Annotated in this window: 17 protein-coding genes; 9 read left to right on the top strand and 8 right to left on the bottom strand. The window is 37.5% G+C overall.

Annotation, left to right across the window (positions count from 1 at the left end; translation table 11 throughout):
• Positions 1–67: 67 nt before the first annotated feature.
• The 3 genes from SJY09_RS09845 to SJY09_RS09835 form a co-directional block, all read right to left on the bottom strand.
• The gene (locus SJY09_RS09845) at positions 68–412 is read right to left on the bottom strand and encodes a phage holin family protein (RefSeq protein ID WP_396635549.1); all 345 of its coding nucleotides are present in this window, start codon (positions 410–412) and stop codon (positions 68–70) included.
• 148 nt (positions 413–560) lie between these two features.
• Entirely contained in the window at positions 561–1,334 is a 774-nt protein-coding gene (locus SJY09_RS09840; protein WP_396635548.1) for an alpha/beta fold hydrolase, read from the bottom strand.
• Positions 1,331–2,044 (bottom strand): pyridoxine 5'-phosphate synthase, encoded by a 714-nt coding sequence (locus tag SJY09_RS09835; RefSeq protein ID WP_396635547.1) that lies wholly within the window; start codon positions 2,042–2,044, stop codon positions 1,331–1,333. The genes SJY09_RS09840 and SJY09_RS09835 overlap by 4 nt, the downstream gene beginning before the upstream one ends.
• Before the next feature lie 92 nt (positions 2,045–2,136).
• Here SJY09_RS09835 and SJY09_RS09830 point away from each other — a divergent pair, with 92 nt between their 5' ends.
• The 7 genes from SJY09_RS09830 to SJY09_RS09800 all read left to right on the top strand — a co-directional run bounded on the left by SJY09_RS09830 (position 2,137) and on the right by SJY09_RS09800 (position 9,347).
• The gene (locus SJY09_RS09830; RefSeq protein WP_396635546.1) at positions 2,137–2,793 is read left to right on the top strand and encodes a CBS domain-containing protein; all 657 of its coding nucleotides are present in this window, start codon (positions 2,137–2,139) and stop codon (positions 2,791–2,793) included.
• A gap of 1 nt (position 2,794) precedes the next feature.
• The gene (locus SJY09_RS09825; protein ID WP_396635545.1) at positions 2,795–3,676 is read left to right on the top strand and encodes an NAD kinase; all 882 of its coding nucleotides are present in this window, start codon (positions 2,795–2,797) and stop codon (positions 3,674–3,676) included.
• Between the two features lie 115 nt (positions 3,677–3,791).
• Positions 3,792–4,478: a DUF6089 family protein gene (locus SJY09_RS09820; RefSeq protein WP_396635544.1), complete on the top strand. Its 687-nt coding sequence runs from the start codon at positions 3,792–3,794 to the stop codon at positions 4,476–4,478.
• Positions 4,479–4,486: 8 nt separating this feature from the next.
• Positions 4,487–5,227, top strand: a complete 741-nt coding sequence (locus tag SJY09_RS09815; protein WP_396635543.1) for an isoprenyl transferase — start codon at positions 4,487–4,489, stop codon at positions 5,225–5,227.
• 4 nt (positions 5,228–5,231) lie between these two features.
• On the top strand, positions 5,232–7,847 hold the full coding sequence (locus SJY09_RS09810) for an outer membrane protein assembly factor (protein WP_396635542.1): 2,616 nt from the start codon (positions 5,232–5,234) through the stop codon (positions 7,845–7,847).
• A gap of 104 nt (positions 7,848–7,951) precedes the next feature.
• Positions 7,952–8,788: an OmpH family outer membrane protein gene (locus SJY09_RS09805; protein WP_396635541.1), complete on the top strand. Its 837-nt coding sequence runs from the start codon at positions 7,952–7,954 to the stop codon at positions 8,786–8,788.
• Positions 8,789–8,837: 49 nt separating this feature from the next.
• The gene (locus SJY09_RS09800; protein WP_396635540.1) at positions 8,838–9,347 is read left to right on the top strand and encodes an OmpH family outer membrane protein; all 510 of its coding nucleotides are present in this window, start codon (positions 8,838–8,840) and stop codon (positions 9,345–9,347) included.
• A gap of 152 nt (positions 9,348–9,499) precedes the next feature.
• Here the strand turns inward: SJY09_RS09800 and SJY09_RS09795 are convergent, their stop codons facing one another.
• The 4 genes from SJY09_RS09795 to gcvP form a co-directional block, all read right to left on the bottom strand.
• Positions 9,500–10,354: a glycosyltransferase family 2 protein gene (locus SJY09_RS09795; protein WP_396635539.1), complete on the bottom strand. Its 855-nt coding sequence runs from the start codon at positions 10,352–10,354 to the stop codon at positions 9,500–9,502.
• A gap of 15 nt (positions 10,355–10,369) precedes the next feature.
• Positions 10,370–10,900: a methyltransferase gene (locus tag SJY09_RS09790; protein ID WP_396635538.1), complete on the bottom strand. Its 531-nt coding sequence runs from the start codon at positions 10,898–10,900 to the stop codon at positions 10,370–10,372.
• A gap of 1 nt (position 10,901) precedes the next feature.
• Positions 10,902–11,957 carry a 3-oxoacyl-ACP synthase III family protein gene (locus SJY09_RS09785; RefSeq protein ID WP_396635537.1) on the bottom strand — a complete coding sequence of 352 codons (1,056 nt, stop codon included), beginning with the start codon at positions 11,955–11,957 and terminating at the stop codon, positions 10,902–10,904.
• 167 nt (positions 11,958–12,124) lie between these two features.
• Positions 12,125–14,977, bottom strand: coding sequence for an aminomethyl-transferring glycine dehydrogenase (gcvP, locus tag SJY09_RS09780; RefSeq protein ID WP_396635536.1), 2,853 nt, complete (start codon positions 14,975–14,977; stop codon positions 12,125–12,127).
• Between the two features lie 127 nt (positions 14,978–15,104).
• On the opposite strand from gcvP, the gene SJY09_RS09775 reads away from it, so the two are divergent.
• Complete coding sequence (locus tag SJY09_RS09775; RefSeq protein ID WP_396635535.1) at positions 15,105–15,938, top strand: hypothetical protein; 834 nt, start codon at positions 15,105–15,107, stop codon at positions 15,936–15,938.
• 218 nt (positions 15,939–16,156) lie between these two features.
• Here the strand turns inward: SJY09_RS09775 and SJY09_RS09770 are convergent, their stop codons facing one another.
• A complete protein-coding gene (locus SJY09_RS09770) occupies positions 16,157–16,711 on the bottom strand; it encodes a sigma-70 family RNA polymerase sigma factor (RefSeq protein ID WP_396638619.1) in 555 nt (184 codons plus the stop codon).
• A 110-nt stretch (positions 16,712–16,821) separates the two neighbouring features.
• Here SJY09_RS09770 and SJY09_RS09765 point away from each other — a divergent pair, with 110 nt between their 5' ends.
• Positions 16,822–17,178 (top strand): rhodanese-like domain-containing protein, encoded by a 357-nt coding sequence (locus SJY09_RS09765; RefSeq protein WP_396635534.1) that lies wholly within the window; start codon positions 16,822–16,824, stop codon positions 17,176–17,178.
• Positions 17,179–17,220: the final 42 nt, after the last annotated feature.

The raw sequence follows: 17,220 nt of genomic DNA, 5'->3' as shown, positions 1-17,220 counted from the left end.
AAATTACTATAATTTGCCCTGTTCAACAAGTTTTTAAGGCGTTGAATTTCAAAAGCTAAGTGCTTCTTTATTTGTCTTCCTTAAGGAGTGAATATAATATGGATTGTAAAAATGAAAGTAAAAGACTAAAAAGTAAGGCCCACCATATACTTTCAACGCTAAAACCAGCTACTAAGGCATCGGCCAATAGAATGATTATTGCATTAATAATTAATAGAAAAAGGCCAAATGTAATGATCGTTACGGGTAATGTAAGAATAACTAAAATCGGTTTTACCAAAAAATTAAGCAAGCTTAGTATTACCGCGACTATGATAGCGGTAACATAGGAGTCTACTGAGACATTGGGAAGAATATTCGCTAAAAGGATTACCGCTAACGCACTTAATAAAATTCGTAAAATAAGTTTCATTGGTTTCTTGTTTATAGGTTTAAAGGCAATTTTTACCACAATGAGCATTAGTCCTTGCTCATAAGTCACTCTTAAATGTAATCATTTTTTGATTGCTTTTATTTTTCCGTGAACACAAAACCAAGGTATTATCTATCGTATGGAACAACTAATGTTTTAGGAAATTTAGAGATTTTGATAAAAATTCTTTAGGATTTTCTGCGTGCAACCAATGCCCGGCATTAGATATGGTTTCCATTGCCGCCAAAGGAAAATGCGATTTTATTTGGGTCATGTCACCATCGGTCACGTATTCAGATTTACTTCCTTTTAGGAACAACGTGGGTCCCGCATAGCTGTCCGTGCTATTAATATTATCACCAACCTCTTCCATTTTAAGGCTCAACACGGGAAGGTTAAATCTAAAAGAGAGTTTTTTTTCATCGTTCCAGTACAAGTTTTTTAAGAGAAATTGGCGTACTCCAAAATTTGCTATGTGTTTCTGAAGTTCATCATCGGCCTCCTTCCGTGATGTTAGTGCGGATACATCAATTTTATTGAGACCATCTATAATTTCATGATGGTGGGGGGGATAAAATTTAGGTGCAATATCCGCCACTATTAATTTCTCTGTTTTATTAGGAAAATCACAAGCAAATTGCATGGCGGTCTTGCCTCCCATAGAATGTCCGATTAACATGGTTTTGTCAATGTTCTTGGATTCTAAATAATGAAACAGGTCTTTAGCTAGAAAGTCATAATTAAAATTCGCTGAATGAAAACTTTTACCATGATTGCGTTGGTCTATTAAATGCACTTCCATACCACTATCGGCATACGCCGCTCCAAGCGTTTTCCAATTATCGGACATTCCAAGAAAGCCATGAAGTATACATAATGGTTTTCCGGATCCTATTATTTTTGAATGTAAGATTTCTTTCATTTCAATTTATTCAGATACATATTCACCACATTGTCCAAGCCCAAGTAAATGGATTCGCATATTAGAGCATGTCCTATAGATACTTCTAGTAGGTTGGGGATATGTTGTTTAAAGTAAAGGATGTTTTCTAGACTAAGGTCATGACCAGCATTTATACCGATACCAATTTCGTTGGCGGTCAGTGCCGCCTTTATGAAGGGTTGTATCGCTTTTTCTTTATTGGCCGTGTACTTGTACGCATAATTTTCGGTATAAAGTTCAATGCGGTCCGCTTCTATGTTTTTTGCACCTTTTACCATTTTGCTGTCGGGGTCTACAAAAATAGATGTCCTGATTCCGGCACTCTTAAAGGTTTTGATAACTTCTTTTAAAAAGCCTTTGTTCTTGATGGTGTCCCATCCTGCATTGGAAGTGATAGCGTCTACGGCATCTGGTACTAAGGTAACTTGTGTGGGTTTTATTTCTAAGACCAGGTCTATGAATTTTGGATTGGGATTACCTTCAATATTATACTCCGTGGTTACGATATTTTTCAGGTCTCTGGCATCTTGGTAGCGAATGTGGCGTTCGTCCGGACGAGGATGAATAGTAATCCCTTGAGCGCCAAAACGCTCTATGTCCGTTGCTACTTTTAAAAGATTGGGGACATTACCGCCTCGGGCATTTCGGAGCGTTGCAATTTTATTTACGTTTACACTAAGCTTGGTCATACGGCTATTATAGTTTTAAAAACGTTCCAAAAATACGAATTAGGCATGCCTTTTGATATTATTAATTACTATTTTGCGTTATAATTTAGCTCATGCAGATTCAAAGCCACATATTAAAGAATATACCTGAATTTAAGATTGATGATTCCTTTGAAAAGGTTTTGCAGTTTTTTAAGGAGAATACCTACTCGCATATCGCTATTACGGAGAAAAATAGATTCTTGGGTGTTTTTTCGGAGAATGATGTTGAGATAATCGATGCTACCGCAAAGATTGAATCTTACAGATACGATTTGGAGACTTTTTTTGTTAGGAAGAATACCAATTGGCTCGATGTTCTTGAAGCTTTCGCAAGAAACGAAGCAAATTTGTTACCCGTTTTAGGTGAGAACGAAGAGGTCATAGGATATTATGATTTAACCGATATCGTTTCTGTTTTTATTGACACTCCGTTTTTTACGGATCCTGGGAACATCCTGGTTGTTGCCAAAGGATTAAAAGACTATTCGTTTAGTGAAATAGCGCAAATAGTTGAAAGTAATAATGCGAAGTTCATCGGAGGTTTAATAACAGATATACAAAATGATGTTGTTCAGATAACCATTAAGATAAGTACAACCAATTTTAACGAAGTGGTGCAGACTTTTAGACGGTATAACTACAATATTATTTTTGGGAACAGTGATGATCAATTTTTAGAAGACTTGAAACAACGTTCGGATTATTTGGATAAATTTTTAAACGTTTAGCATGAAGGTTGCCATTTACGGTCAAACATATCATGAGCAAGTCATCGATTTTTTATTAGAACTTTTAGATGAACTGCAAAAAGAATCTGCTGAAGTTGTTATAGAAAAGGAGTTCTATAATCATTATCTTTCAAAAGGGAACACTAAGAATTTTTCGATATTTACGGAATCATCTGGTTTAGATGATTCTTTTGATATGTTCGTGAGTTTTGGTGGAGACGGTACTATTTTAAGGGCGACTACTTTTGTCAAGGATATGGGTATTCCTATAGTTGGGGTCAACACCGGTCGTTTAGGATTTCTATCCACTTTTAAAAAGGAAGATGTAAGGAAAGTGGTTCGCGAATTTGTCGCAGGGGCCTATACCATCGTAGAGCGAAGTCTTGTTCAGTTGAACACGGAACAACTAGATGCAGAATTTGGTGACCTTAATTTTGCACTCAACGAGATTACGGTAAGTAGAAAGGATACCACTTCCATGATTACGGTAGAAACTTATTTGAACGATGAATATCTTACATCCTACTGGGCAGATGGTCTTATCATTGCTACCCCGACAGGGTCAACAGGATATTCATTGAGTTGCGGAGGGCCAGTAATTGTACCCACCGCGAAATCGCTAGTATTAACGCCCATTGCCCCTCATAATCTTAACGCAAGACCCTTGGTAATTTCCGATGAGACCAGTATACGACTTAAGGTTTCGGGTAGGGAAGAGAACCACTTGGTTTCTCTGGATTCTAGAATTGCATCTCTTGAAAATGGTCAGGAGATTACGATAAAAAAAGCCGATTTTTCAATTAAGATGATTGAATATACTTCAGAGAGCTTTTTAAAAACCCTTAGAAATAAGCTTTTGTGGGGTGAGGATAAAAGAAATTGAACCTTAAATTAAACAATAAATACCCTCAAATGCTGTTTATCTTCTGAGAACATAGACAAGGCTCCGTTACTTATTAACTTATAAGGATGTGTCTATTTATTGATAATATAAGCGTATGTGGCGAATTGGTTTTTTAGTGCTTTTATTCATCTCCATAAGTTTGAAGGGTCAAACCTATGAGGTGGGTATCTTTGCTGGTGGTGCTAATACCATAAGTGATGTGGGCCGTACAAATTATATTTTACCATCGGATATTGCTTTCGGAGGTATTTTTAAATGGAATAAAAGTAAGCGATACGCATGGCGGGGTAGTCTTATGTATGGTAAGTTCACCGCAGACGATACCAAATCTAGCTCTTCCGCAAGACAGCAAAGAGCTTATGTTGTGGATAACTCCATATTAGAAGGGTCTTTAGGGTTAGAGTTTAATTTTGTTGAATATAACCTTCATAAATTAGGTCCGGCATTTACGCCATATCTTTATACTGGTATAACTTATTTCAGGTACGATTTTGAATATTTCAATGGTGGAGTCTTGCAAGAAACTTCACAAAGAGATGGTTCATTTGCAATACCCATGACAGCAGGTTTTAAGTATCGTATCAATCAGTTTCTTATTTTTGGGGCAGAAATTGGTGCCCGTTATACGTTTACCGACAATTTAGATGGGAGTAATCCTGTAGGTTCCAATTTTGAACAGTTCCGTTTTGGGAATATTTTTAGTGATGATTGGTACGTGTTTTCTGGGGTTACCTTAACCTATACTTTTGGAAGAAAGCTTTGTACCGATTGTTTTGAGTAGCAAAGCAAATGGATAAAATAGAAGATTTAGTAAGTCATAACCTGCCAAAACATCTGGCCATAATAATGGACGGTAACGGCAGATGGGCCAAACAAAAAGGTAAGCTGCGCGTTTTTGGCCATGAACATGGTGTTAAAACCGTTAGGTCTACCGTTGAGAATTGTGTCCAGATTGGTATTGAATACCTCACCTTATATACATTTTCCACGGAGAATTGGAACAGACCCAAACTAGAAATACAGACTTTAATGCGTCTTTTGGTCTCTTCACTAAAAAAAGAACTTAAAACTTTTAACAAAAACAACGTTCGTCTAAATACTATAGGTAACATTTCGGCATTGCCAGAAAAAGCTTATAAAGAGCTGTTAGAGGTAATGGACAAAACAAAGGATAATACAGGGATGACCCTGACATTAGCCTTAAGTTATGGCTCCCGAGAGGAGTTGCAATCCGCTGTAAGGGCAATTGCGGTCAAAGTTAAAAATAATATAATTTCAGCTGAAAATATTGATGAAACCATTATAAATAACCATCTTTACACGCATAATTTGCCAGACGTAGACTTGCTTATCCGTACTAGTGGAGAACATCGGATCAGCAATTTTTTATTATGGCAGATAGCATACGCGGAATTATATTTTATTGACGTATTTTGGCCCGATTTTAGCGACCAGCATTTGGTGAAGGCTATAAAGAATTACCAGAACAGAGAACGACGATTTGGAAAAACTAGCGAACAACTCATTTAAAGATATGACCAGGTTCATATCCTTGAACCACTTAATTACCACTCTTCTTTTATTTATTTCAATTAATGCCTTCTCACAGGACCTGTCTTATGAAGACGGTAAAAAATATATACTTGGAGGCCTCGAGGTAACTGGTTTGGTAAGTTACAATGAACAGACGGTTAAAACCTATACAGGCCTTCGTGTTGGGCAGCCCATTACCATTCCGGGAGAACAGATAAGCGGTGTAATAAATAAGTTATGGGGGCTGGAACTGTTTAGTGGCATAGATGTTTACATTACCGATATTAAGGGTAATGATATTTTTTTAGAGCTTAATATCATTGAAAGACCTACGCTAACGGACGTTACTTTTTACGGAGTCAAAAATAGGAAGATAGAAGAACTCGTCAAGGATACCGACCTTAAGAAAGGAAAAAAGATTACGGAAAGTCTTATTTCCAATACCAAAAACTACCTTGCTAATAAGTACAAGAAACAAGGTTACCTAAATACAAAGGTTAATATTGCCACTGCTAAAGACACTTCTGCAACTAATGCTAGAAGTATGGTGGTGAATATCAAAAAAGGGGATAAAGTAAAAATCAAGGATATTGTCTTCGAAGGAAATGAAGAATTATCTGACAAAAAATTACGTAAGGCGTTAAAAAGTACCAAGAAAAAACGATTAGGCAGGTTTTGGAAGAAATCAAAATTTATCAAAAAGGACTATGAGGAAGATTTAGCCTTGTTGATAGATAAATACGCTGAAAACGGTTTTAGGGATGCACGCGTTATATCCGATACTTTAGTGAAGCTGGATGAGAATAATATACAGTTGAACATTAAGGTAGAGGAGGGTAATAAATATTATTTTGGAGATATCGATTTTGTAGGTAACACGGTTTACACGGATCGTCAACTTTCACAAGTGTTAGGTATAAAGAAGGGAGCTACTTATAATGGGGTGCTGTTAAGAGAGCGTATTGCTGATAATTCAAAACCTGATCCTAGTGATGTTACCAGTCTGTATCAAAATAATGGATATTTATTTTCTACAATAAATCCTGTCGAGGTCTCAGCGGCAAATGATACCATCAATTTTGAAATTAGAATTATAGAAGGCAAGGAAACCTTTTTGGATCATGTTACCGTTAATGGAAACGACAAGACCAACGATCACGTTATTTTTCGTGAGTTAAGGACAAGACCTGGTCAAAAGTATAATAAATCGGACATTATCCGTAGTATAAGAGAATTAGGGCAGTTGGGCTTCTTTGATGCAGAGCAGATAACGCCAGACGTTTTAAATGCCAATCCAAACGAAGGTACGGTGGATTTGTCTTGGAACTTGGTAGAATCTGGATCTAGCCAAATAGAACTACAGGGTGGTTATGGTGGCGGTGGTTTTATAGGTACGTTGGGGCTATCTTTTAGTAACTTTTCTATACAGAACTTATTTAAGGGAGAAGCTTATAAACCAGTTCCCATGGGAGATGGGCAAACATTTGCTTTGCGTCTGCAAGCGAGTAGAACCTTTAGGGTGTACAGTCTTAATTTTTCGGAACCTTGGCTTGGTGGTAAAAAACCAGTGCGTTTTAATCTGAGCCTATCACGTACGCAACAGTTTGCTGCTTCTTTTGGAGGTAGAAACGGGATTCAGGTAAATAAAGACCAACAGTTTTCTATTACCGGTGTTACTGCAGGTTTGGCAAAGAGAGTACAATGGCCAGATGACTTCTTTACGATTTCCCATTCTATAGGATACCAACTATATGATTTTAGGAACTACAATATAGGGCTGTTTAATTTTGGTAATGGTAAGGCTAACTCTTTAGCCTACACTTTGGGTATATCTAGAAACGCTACATTGGGTGGACGTATATTTCCTAGGGGAGGGTCTAATTTTGAGATTACCGCAAAGTTCACTCCGCCGTATTCGTTGTTTAGTAATAAAGACTTTGGTGGTCTTAAGGACCGCAGCGAGGAATTACAGCCCACAGTTAGTGCACAAAGGGCACAAGGTCTTTCGGATACTCCTGAAATTAATGAACTGGAGGCAGTAGATCAAGAAAGATTTCGTCTCTTAGAATATTATAAAATTAAGTTTAAAGGAGATTGGTACACTACTTTGGTAGATAAATTGGTATTGCGAACCAATGCGGAATTCGGATTTTTAGGTAACTATAATAGTGATATAGGGGATGTTCCTTTTGAGCGTTTCTTTGTTGGTGGTGACGGTTTGGGTAACTTTACCTTGGACGGACGTGATGTTGTACAACTAAGGGGATACGACAATCAATCATTAACTCCAATAGACCCTTTGACAGGTCAGCAAGACGGAGGAATAGTGTACAATAAATTCTCGTTAGAACTCAGGTATCCATTGACCTTAAAGCCTTCTGCATCTATTTATGGGTTGGCTTTTTTAGAAGGCGGTAACTCTTTCAGCAATTTTCAGCAATTTAATCCGTTTCAATTAAAACGATCGGCCGGTGTGGGGGTTCGCATATTTATGCCAGCATTTGGATTATTGGGAATAGATTTTGGTTATGGGTTCGACGAAGACCTGAGACCTCAATCTGCGGGCCAAGGTCCAAGCGGATGGCAAACACACTTCATTATTGGTCAACAGTTTTAATTTAAACTTGAAATTTTACAATTGTTCCATATGCTAATCCTTTCATTTTAAAAGTTTTAGTAATTTTGGCACGATATTTTCTATTGGATTAAACGATATCAAAAATGAAGTCAAAAACAAAAGTTCTTTTATTTCTTAGTGTAGTAATAATAAGTGTGAATTCCTTTTCGCAGCGCGGAGTTCGGATGGCTTATGTAGACATGGAGTATATTTTAGAAAATGTTGAAGAGTATAGGGATGCAAGTGAGCAATTAGATACTAAAGTTCAGAAATGGAAAGTTGAGATTGAGCAGAAGCGAAGTGTCGTGGAACAAATGAAGAAAGATTTAATGGCGGAAAAGGTATTGTTGACAGCAGAACTTATCTCGGAGCGAGAGGAAGACATTCAAATCCTAGAAAAAGAGATGCTGGAATATCAACAGAATCGATTTGGACCGCAAGGAGATTTGGTCTTGCAGAAACGGAGATTAATACAGCCTATACAAGATCAGGTTTTTAATGAGGTGCAGAAAATAGGTACGAATAAAAAATATGATTTTATTTTTGATAAATCAGCGGATGTCGTAATGTTGTACTCCGAAAAAAGACACGATATCAGTGAGTTGGTATTGCGCCAAATAGCTAGGACTAGAAAAATTAGCAAACCGGCAAAGAAAGCAAATAAAAAAAGCCGCTTAGATGATTTTGAAGATGATGATGTTGAGGCTGTGGAAAGTGAGGCGGTAAAAGAAAGAAAGAGTAAGGCGAAGGAAGCTAGTGAGGCTAGGGCCAAAACAGCCGAAGAAAAACGGGCCGAACAATTAAAGTTGCGAGAGGAACGGAAGAAGGCCTATGAAGAGCGAAGAAAAAAACTATTAGAAGAAAGAGAAGCGAAGAAAAAAGAAAAACAAGAGGAACGTAAGAAAGATACTGACGAAAAAGAAAATAGTTCCGAACAATAGATTTTAAGAACCATTAATTAACACTCAAATAGAAATTAAATTTTAACTCATGAAACAAGTAAAGAAAATAGCTGTAGCCTTAATGTTGTTTGTGGCGGCGACCAGTTTTGTAAATGCACAGAGTAAAGTTGCACATATTGATGTAACACAACTATTGGCAGCGATGCCAGAAATGAAAGCTGCCGAGGCAGAACTTAAGAAATTACAGGAAACTTATAATGCGGATATACAAGCTTCAATGACAGAACTACGTAACAAGTTTACGCAGTACCAAAATGAAGCAGCTTCAAAATCAAAAGAAGAGAACGATAAGAGAGCAGTAGAACTTCAAGGATACGAGAAAAGTATTGGAGAGGCTCAGCAGGCGGCTCAGCAAGAATTTCAAAAGAAACAAGCAGAACTTTTTGCTCCTATTTCCGAAAAGGCAAAAGCTGCTATTGAAAAAGTAGCCGCAGCACAAGGTTATGATTATGTAATTGATGCCCAAGCTGGTGGAGGACTAATAGTAGCGAAAGGAAAAGACCTTTTGGCAGACGTGAAGACGGCATTAGGATTCTAGTAAAAAAGTCATTTCAAACGAATAAAAAAACCATTCTTTAATAGAATGGTTTTTTTTATTGGTACCCCCCAAAGGGTATAATATCCCAAAGCTTGCCTCTAAATTTTAAGTATATTTCCTACGAATGGCTTACAAGCTTATCCACAGGTAGTTTACGGTAGCAATTTACTTTTAATTTTCTTCCAACGCAGTTTCCTTATAAACCTTCCTTCTTTTAGAGATACCATAAAGGGGACTTTTTCTTTTTTGGCTTCAAAATATCCGTACATGTTATCAAAGAAAACAGCTTTTTTTCGTTGTTTTAAGGCCATTTTTAAGGAGGCTATAAGTGTTATGAAAAAACCATAACGCATCGTATACATTGCATTACCCTGAAGATATCTTGCATTAGGGTTATAAGCTTTTCCTGTTGATCTTAGGTGTTTTACTTTTAGTGTCTCATCGGTGGTAATTACATAGCCATGATATTGCGCTAACAACTCATCTATAGTATCCCAGCCCATTTTGGCTTTAAGTCCGCCTATGGCTTTAAAACAGCTTTTGGAGTATGCTTTAAAAGCTCCTCTTACATGGTCTGTGTCCATGGTATGGTTCAAGGTCCACAAGCCACTAGCATCCTCTTCGTATATAAAACCACCTGCGATGCCAACATCTGGTCTACCTTTAAAGATATAGGCAATTCTTTCAAAATAGTTCTCAGGGAGTATTAAATCTGCATCAAGCTTTACTATAAAATCGAAATCATCATCAATTAAACTCAGACCTTTGTTAAATGCATTAATGACCTTGCTGCCAGGTAAATGCTCCGAAGAGGAATGAGTGTTTATTTTTATTATTGTCCTTGTCTTGTTAATGAATTCGTCAATTATCTTCGCTGTAGAGTCGGTAGAGTTGTCATTTACAACAATTATTTTCTTAGGTTTCAAGGTTTGACGAAGCAAGGAGTCCAGTGTCAGCCTTATAAAGGCTTCTTCATTATGTGCCGGCATGATAACATAGTAATTCATTTTAAATGTAGGGTGTTATTCACTTACGCTCCTTGTAGCATACACAATATAATATCTTGGTGTAAACATCCTTAAAATAGGTCTAATCCCAATTTTCTTTACAGGATGCGTCCATTTAAGGGAATCTTGAATTTCCCATCCCGCTTTTTCCAAGAGCCAATTAAACTGCCAGTCCTCAAACTCATGATAGTGACGATCCCACGGATCTGTTTTGCTCTTGTAGGCTTTGGAGAACCATAGACGTAATGGAATACTCGCTATGAGTTTATCCGATTTAATTTCCGATAATATATTTAGAGGAGCGAGTAGGTGTTCAAAAATCTCAAAGGCGGTTACTACTTGTGCATTGGAATTTTGTACGGAGGAAAAGTCATTATCCAAATCCTCTCCTAGGGTATTAGTAACGTCATAACCCTGTTCTATCATTATTTTAGATAAAGGATTGGGTACACCTAGATCTACTATTTTTTCTGCTGTACTAACATGTTTCTGTAAAAATTCAAGTGTTTTTTTGAACCGTTTGTTAGGAAAGGTCTTTTCGTACATATTACATTCGGTAAACAATTGCATTGACGTTCATTCCTGCGCCAACGCTAGCAAAGATAACAACATCTCCCACTTTTAATTCTTGATTTTTAATTTTTCCTTTTCGTATTAAATCCAAAAGCGTTGGAACAGTTGCTACGGAGCTATTCCCCAATTTCTCAATAATCATGGGCATTATACCATTGGGCATTTCCTTGTCGTAGAGAGCATAGAATCTTTTGACAATAGCTTCATCCATTTTTTCGTTTGCCTGATGAATAATAACCTTTTTAACATCATCAATAGGCACATCACTCTCTGTTAAGCATGATGCCATTGCACTAGGGACATAGGTTACGGCAAATTCATAGATTTTTCTACCGTACATTTTTATGTACTTGGTATCTTCTGCTGTAGGATGATAGGACTTTCCGTAGAAAAGGAAGTAGGCCTCCTCATAGGTGTAGGTTGCTGTGGCATGTGCTAAGATTTCACCGCTACCGGAACCTTCTTCGATAATTGCCGCTCCTGCACCATCTGAATAAATCATAGAATCGCGATCGTAGGGGTCAACAATTCTGGAAAGTGTTTCGGCTCCAATAACTAAACATTTTTTGGCAATACCACTCTTAATGAAAGCATTTGCCTGTATAACACTTTCTATCCAACCGGGACATCCAAAAAGCATGTCATACGCTACACATTTAGGATTTTTTATACGTAAATGATGTTTTACTCGTGTGGCTAAACTGGGAAGCATATCGCTTTGTGATTGCCCATAAGCTACATCACCAAAGTTATGTGCCAAAATAATATAATCTATTTCTTCTTTATCGATGCCCGCGTCGTCAATCGCTTTTTCTGCTGCTAGAAAAGCAATATCCGAAGTATTTAGGTTTTTTCCCGCGTAACGTCTCTCGGCAATACCTGTAATGGTTTTGAACTTTTCAATGATGACGGAGTTGTTATGTTTGAATTCACTTCCATCGGCATTCAAGAATTCGTGTTGTTCAAAATCTTTGTTTTCAACAATTTCTGATGGTATATAGCTTCCAGTTCCTGTAATACCTATGCTCATTGGGTGTAGTGTTAGTTGGTAATAAGCAAGATAGGTGTATTGCGGTCAATTATTATGCATGCATAATATACATTACGATGTTCAGCAATAAAATCAGCTTATGAAGCGAAATAAAAAAGTCCCCATGAATGAATGGGGACCCGTATTATACAGTACTAGGAGTACTTTTATGCTTCCGCATAAGCTTCTATTGGCGTGCAGGTGCAAATTAAATTCCGATCCCCAAAGGCCTCATCTGTGCGACGAACAGTTGGCCAAAATTTATTTTCAGAAACATAATCCAAAGGAAAAGCGGCCAATTGACGGCTGTAGGGAAACTCCCAACTATCTGAAGTGACCATGGTCAAAGTGTGCGGTGCATTTTTCAGCACATTGTTGCTATCCTCGGCCGATGCGTTATCAATTTCTTTTCGGATAGAGAGCATGGCCTCACAAAACCTGTCTAACTCTGAAAGACTTTCACTTTCGGTAGGTTCTATCATCATGGTTCCTGCTACTGGGAATGAAACTGTTGGTGCGTGAAACCCATAGTCCATTAATCGTTTGGCAATATCGGTAACCTCAATTCCATTCGTTTTAAAGGGACGACAATCGATAATCATTTCATGCGCGGCCCTTCCTTTTTCACCCGTGTAAAGGACGTCATATGCGCCATTAAGTCTCTCTTTTATATAATTCGCATTAAGTATGGAATATATAGTGGCATCCGTAACCCCAGATGCCCCTAACATTTTTATATATCCATAAGAAATAAGGCAAGCCAACGCGCTTCCCCAAGGTGCTCCCGAAATGGCTGTAATAGCATTTTCACCACCAGTTTTAATAACTGGGTTAGAAGGTAAAAAAGGCTTTAGTTGTTCGGCAACGCAAATGGGACCTACGCCAGGACCACCGCCGCCGTGTGGAATGGCAAAGGTTTTGTGAAGATTTAAGTGACATACATCTGCACCTATCGTTGCAGGGTTAGTTAGACCCACTTGTGCATTCATATTTGCTCCATCCATATAAACCTGTCCACCGTGGTCATGTATTAAAGATGTGATATATCTTATCGAGGATTCAAAAACGCCATGGGTTGAGGGGTAGGTGACCATTAAGGCCGCTAAGTTATCGGAATGTGCTTTTACTTTTTCTTCTAAGTCTATGACATCAATATTGCCATGCTCATCCGTTTTTGTGACGACCACCTTCATGCCCGCCATAACTGCCGATGCTGGATTTGTTCCATGTGCCGATGCGGGAATAATACAAATATCGCGGTGATGATCATTTCTAGAATGGTGATATGCTCTTATGGTCATTAAACCTGCATATTCTCCTTGAGCCCCTGAATTTGGCTGTAATGAAGTTGCTGAAAAACCGGTAATAATATTCAATTGCTCTTCTAGCTCCTTTAGAACCAACTGATAACCTTTGGCTTGGTCCAAGGGTGCAAAGGGGTGAATATTACCCCAATTGGCCCAGCTAAGGGGTAACATTTCAGAGGCTGCATTTAATTTCATTGTACAACTTCCTAACGAAATCATAGAATGATTTAACGCTAAGTCCTTACGCTCCAGTTTTTTTATGTAACGCATCAAATCGGTTTCCGAATGATACTTATTGAATACGGGTTGTTGTAAAAAACTAGATTTACGCGCTAGTGAACCAGTAATAATCTTATCCAAATCTTCTTCTTGTGAAATATCGTCATTTATACCTTGCGACTCTAAAAAACATGAAATTAGTGGGCGAACATCTTTTTCGGAAAAAGCCTCGTTTATGGAAATGGAAACGGTTTCTTCATCAATATAATTGATATTGATTTTTTTAGATTCCGTGATGGTACGTAGTGATTTTACATTTTGGGCCTTGACTTGTATCGTGTCAAAAAAACACGTGTTTACTTGTTCAAACCCATGAGCGGTAAGCTTTTTAGCTACAATTTTGGTATAATCATGAATTTTATTGGCAATATAACTTAAACCTTTTGGTCCATGATATACGGCGTACATACCTGCCATGACGGCAAGTAATACTTGCGCGGTACAAATATTAGATGTTGCTTTATCCCTTTTTATGTGTTGCTCCCTTGTTTGTAGTGCCATTCTCAAGGCTCTGTTCCCATCCGTGTCTTTGGTTACCCCTATAATACGTCCAGGAATGTTTCGCTTGTAGTTTTCTTTTGTAGCGAAAAAAGCGGCGTGAGGGCCTCCATAGCCCAATGGAATTCCAAAACGTTGCGTGGTACCTACAACAACATCAACACCCCATTCACCAGGAGGCGTCAACACGGTAAGACTCAAAATATCCGCTGCTACGGCTACCTTAATATCATTCTCTTTAGCTCTTTCTACAAAGGAAGCGTAATCGTTTACTTGTCCGTACTTACCGGGGTATTGTAAAATTGCACCAAAATACGCGTTCGAAAATTCAAAATTTTCTGGATTACCTAGTACCAACTCAATTTTTAAAGGAGTAGCACGTGTTTTCAAAAGACTTAAGGTTTGTGGTAGAATTTCATCCGAAACAAAAAACTTGAGTATCCCATCCTTTTTCTGACTTCTACTTCTTAAATCGAACAACATGGTCATGGCCTCTGCTGCTGCCGTGCTCTCATCTAACAGCGAAGCATTGGCAACTTGCATTCCCGTTAGGTCACACACCATGGTTTGATAATTTAAAAGGGCTTCCAAACGTCCTTGCGCAATTTCCGCTTGGTAAGGGGTGTATGCGGTATACCAACCTGGACTCTCTAAAATATTCCTTTTTATGACAGAAGGTGTAATACTCTCATTATAACCAAGACCTATGTAAGATTTAAAAACTTTATTCTGATTGGATAGATTTTCAAGAAGGCCCAAAAACTCATATTCGCTAATTGCAGGAGGTAAATTTAAATTATCCTTTAATCGAATATCATGAGGAATCGTTTGGTCAATGAGTTCATCTAAATTCTTTACTCCAACTACGGAGAACATTTTTTGTAAATCTTCTTCACGGATGCCAATATGGCGAGATGCAAACACGTCGGTCTTCATAATTTTATTCGAATTAGTCATGCAAAATTAGCGATTAATTCTATGTAAAAACCCTCTTTATAATGCCTTTGAACGAAAGTTTTTAACCAAAATCAACGGTTATAAACAGTTTGGCTACTTTTGTTTAATGAAGCTTTGGTCACGGTTTTTTAACTTTTATCTGGATGCCAGCATTCATGTGGCTTTAGCGGTATTTTCTCTTGTGTATGTAACAGGCATTACTTTAAACATTTCCGTAGATTCCCATCTCACTTATTTTATATTTTTCGGGACTATAGTTTGTTATAATTTTATCAAATACGGTGTAGAAGCAGATAAATACTTGTTAGTTGCAAATCCGTATCATAAAAACATTCAAATAATAAGTTTCTTAGCAGGTGCAGGAGCACTCTATAACGCTTTCTTTTTAAATGGTGACACTTGGTCCTTATTAGTGGTGCTAGGTTTTTTGGTAGTTCTTTATGCATTACCACTTTTGCCCAGTGCTAAAAATTTAAGATCCTTTGGCGGATTAAAAGTATTTGTAGTTGCTTTGGTCTGGGCTATGACCACAGTGCTGTTGCCCTATTTTTCTGAAAAGGGAGGCGTGTCTTTGGATGTGGTAATAGAAACAATACAACGTTTCTTGTTTGTGCTAGTGCTATTAATTCCTTTTGAAATAAGAGATTTGACCTATGATGATCCGAAGCTTAAAACGCTACCACGGCGTTATGGTGTTACGAACACGAAATTAGTAGGTGCTTTTTTAACAGTTGTATTTTTCTTTATAACTTTTCTAAAGGACGATATAAAGACTAACGAATTATTGATGAAAGGAATACTGTTTTTAGGCTTGGGTTGTTTAATGTATGTTACGAAAAGAAACCAGGCTCAGTACTTCGCTTCCTTTTGGGTAGAAGCGATTCCTATTCTTTGGCTTGTAATTCTTCTCTTTCTAGAGAATACGCTCAATCTTGTTTAGCGAGCTCTTGTTTCATTTTCAATTTTTCTTTTTCGGACAGGCTCTGCATATTTGCCTGTTGGCATAAAGAAGTAAATTGGGTATTACGACTACTATGTTTTGAACAAGTTTTACATATGAAAAGATGAAATCTAAGTTTCATCTTTTCCATAAAAGTTGCCTCTCTATATTGAGTTTTGTCACAAATATGAACGGCTTTTTCGCAAGAAATCATCATTTTAGAACCAATTTTGATTAAGGCAACCCATAAGAGCAGTTCTTGCCCTATGAATCATTACCCATAGGTTAGACGGATTAATTCCAAGCTCATTACAAATATCTTCCGTGCTTATTCCTTGAATCGTTTTCATGGTAAATACCTGAGCTTGTTTTTTAGGAAGTTTTGCTATACATTCTTGGATTGCAAGACCTAATTCCTCATTTTCCATGGTGCTATTTTCTGTTTTGCTGAACGGATCCGCTACCTGTTCTTCCATCCAATCTCCATCAGAATCGCTACTTGAGCCATAGCTCATACGAACCTCTGCTTTGCCTTTTTTAGAATTTATCTTGCGGTAGTGATCTATAACTTTTCGCTTTAGAATGGCAATGAGCCATGTACGTTCAGCGGCATCTCCTTTATAGTTTTTTGCGGATTTTAGTCCGGCTAAAAAAGTTTCAGATACTAAATCTTTGGCAACTTCAGCATCGCTGACCCTACCTACGGCAAAATTAAAAAGATAGTCAGCATAGCTGTCTACCCATAGATCAGGATTTAGTTGGTGAAGCGTCATATTTTTATTGTCAGATTCAAAAATAACAGAATTTGTTGTAACAATCCTCATGTTTTCGTTACGTTCGTGGTATTTTAGTGCAGTCATAATATATTCTTTTATTTGTTGCTATGAAATATTACTTTTTAATGGTCTTCTTTTTGGTTTATGTCGTTGGTATGTCCCAAAGGTCAACTAAACTTATCACAGAGTTCTCACAGAATGATATAAAAAAGGGGATACTTGTAGATGTAAGAACGCCAGAAGAGTATGCTGACGGTCATTTGAATAATGCTTTGAATATTAATTGGTTAGATGATAATTTTTCTCATCATTTTGAAAGCATGTCAAAAGATAGGACAATATACGTCTACTGTAAGAAGGGAGGTCGTAGTGCAAAGGCACAGGAGAAATTAATATCCTTAGGGTTTACGAACGTTATTAATTTAGAGGGAGGATATGACGCCTGGTTAGGTGTTAAAGACTAACAACCAAAAGGAAATATCTGCATAGTTCATTTTTATCTTAAA

Source organism: Maribacter sp. R77961 (assembly GCF_044594925.1).
Taxonomy (GTDB): domain Bacteria; phylum Bacteroidota; class Bacteroidia; order Flavobacteriales; family Flavobacteriaceae; genus Maribacter.
The sequence above is the reverse complement of the archived record's forward strand: the minus strand, read 5'-3'. Positions and strand labels throughout refer to the sequence as shown.

Bases quoted from the DNA above. Each gene is read 5' to 3' on its own strand.
- SJY09_RS09845 (WP_396635549.1), bottom strand. From the start codon at position 412: ATGAAACTTATTTTACGAATTTTATTAAGTGCGTTAGCGGTAATCCTT.
- SJY09_RS09840 (WP_396635548.1), bottom strand. From the start codon at position 1,334: ATGAAAGAAATCTTACATTCAAAAATAATAGGATCCGGAAAACCATTA.
- SJY09_RS09835 (WP_396635547.1), bottom strand. From the start codon at position 2,044: ATGACCAAGCTTAGTGTAAACGTAAATAAAATTGCAACGCTCCGAAAT.
- SJY09_RS09830 (WP_396635546.1), top strand. From the start codon at position 2,137: ATGCAGATTCAAAGCCACATATTAAAGAATATACCTGAATTTAAGATT.
- SJY09_RS09825 (WP_396635545.1), top strand. From the start codon at position 2,795: ATGAAGGTTGCCATTTACGGTCAAACATATCATGAGCAAGTCATCGAT.
- SJY09_RS09820 (WP_396635544.1), top strand. From the start codon at position 3,792: ATGTGGCGAATTGGTTTTTTAGTGCTTTTATTCATCTCCATAAGTTTG.
- SJY09_RS09815 (WP_396635543.1), top strand. From the start codon at position 4,487: ATGGATAAAATAGAAGATTTAGTAAGTCATAACCTGCCAAAACATCTG.
- SJY09_RS09810 (WP_396635542.1), top strand. From the start codon at position 5,232: ATGACCAGGTTCATATCCTTGAACCACTTAATTACCACTCTTCTTTTA.
- SJY09_RS09805 (WP_396635541.1), top strand. From the start codon at position 7,952: ATGAAGTCAAAAACAAAAGTTCTTTTATTTCTTAGTGTAGTAATAATA.
- SJY09_RS09800 (WP_396635540.1), top strand. From the start codon at position 8,838: ATGAAACAAGTAAAGAAAATAGCTGTAGCCTTAATGTTGTTTGTGGCG.
- SJY09_RS09795 (WP_396635539.1), bottom strand. From the start codon at position 10,354: ATGAATTACTATGTTATCATGCCGGCACATAATGAAGAAGCCTTTATA.
- SJY09_RS09790 (WP_396635538.1), bottom strand. From the start codon at position 10,900: ATGTACGAAAAGACCTTTCCTAACAAACGGTTCAAAAAAACACTTGAA.
- SJY09_RS09785 (WP_396635537.1), bottom strand. From the start codon at position 11,957: ATGAGCATAGGTATTACAGGAACTGGAAGCTATATACCATCAGAAATT.
- gcvP (WP_396635536.1), bottom strand. From the start codon at position 14,977: ATGAAGACCGACGTGTTTGCATCTCGCCATATTGGCATCCGTGAAGAA.
- SJY09_RS09775 (WP_396635535.1), top strand. From the start codon at position 15,105: ATGAAGCTTTGGTCACGGTTTTTTAACTTTTATCTGGATGCCAGCATT.
- SJY09_RS09770 (WP_396638619.1), bottom strand. From the start codon at position 16,711: ATGACGCTTCACCAACTAAATCCTGATCTATGGGTAGACAGCTATGCT.
- SJY09_RS09765 (WP_396635534.1), top strand. From the start codon at position 16,822: ATGAAATATTACTTTTTAATGGTCTTCTTTTTGGTTTATGTCGTTGGT.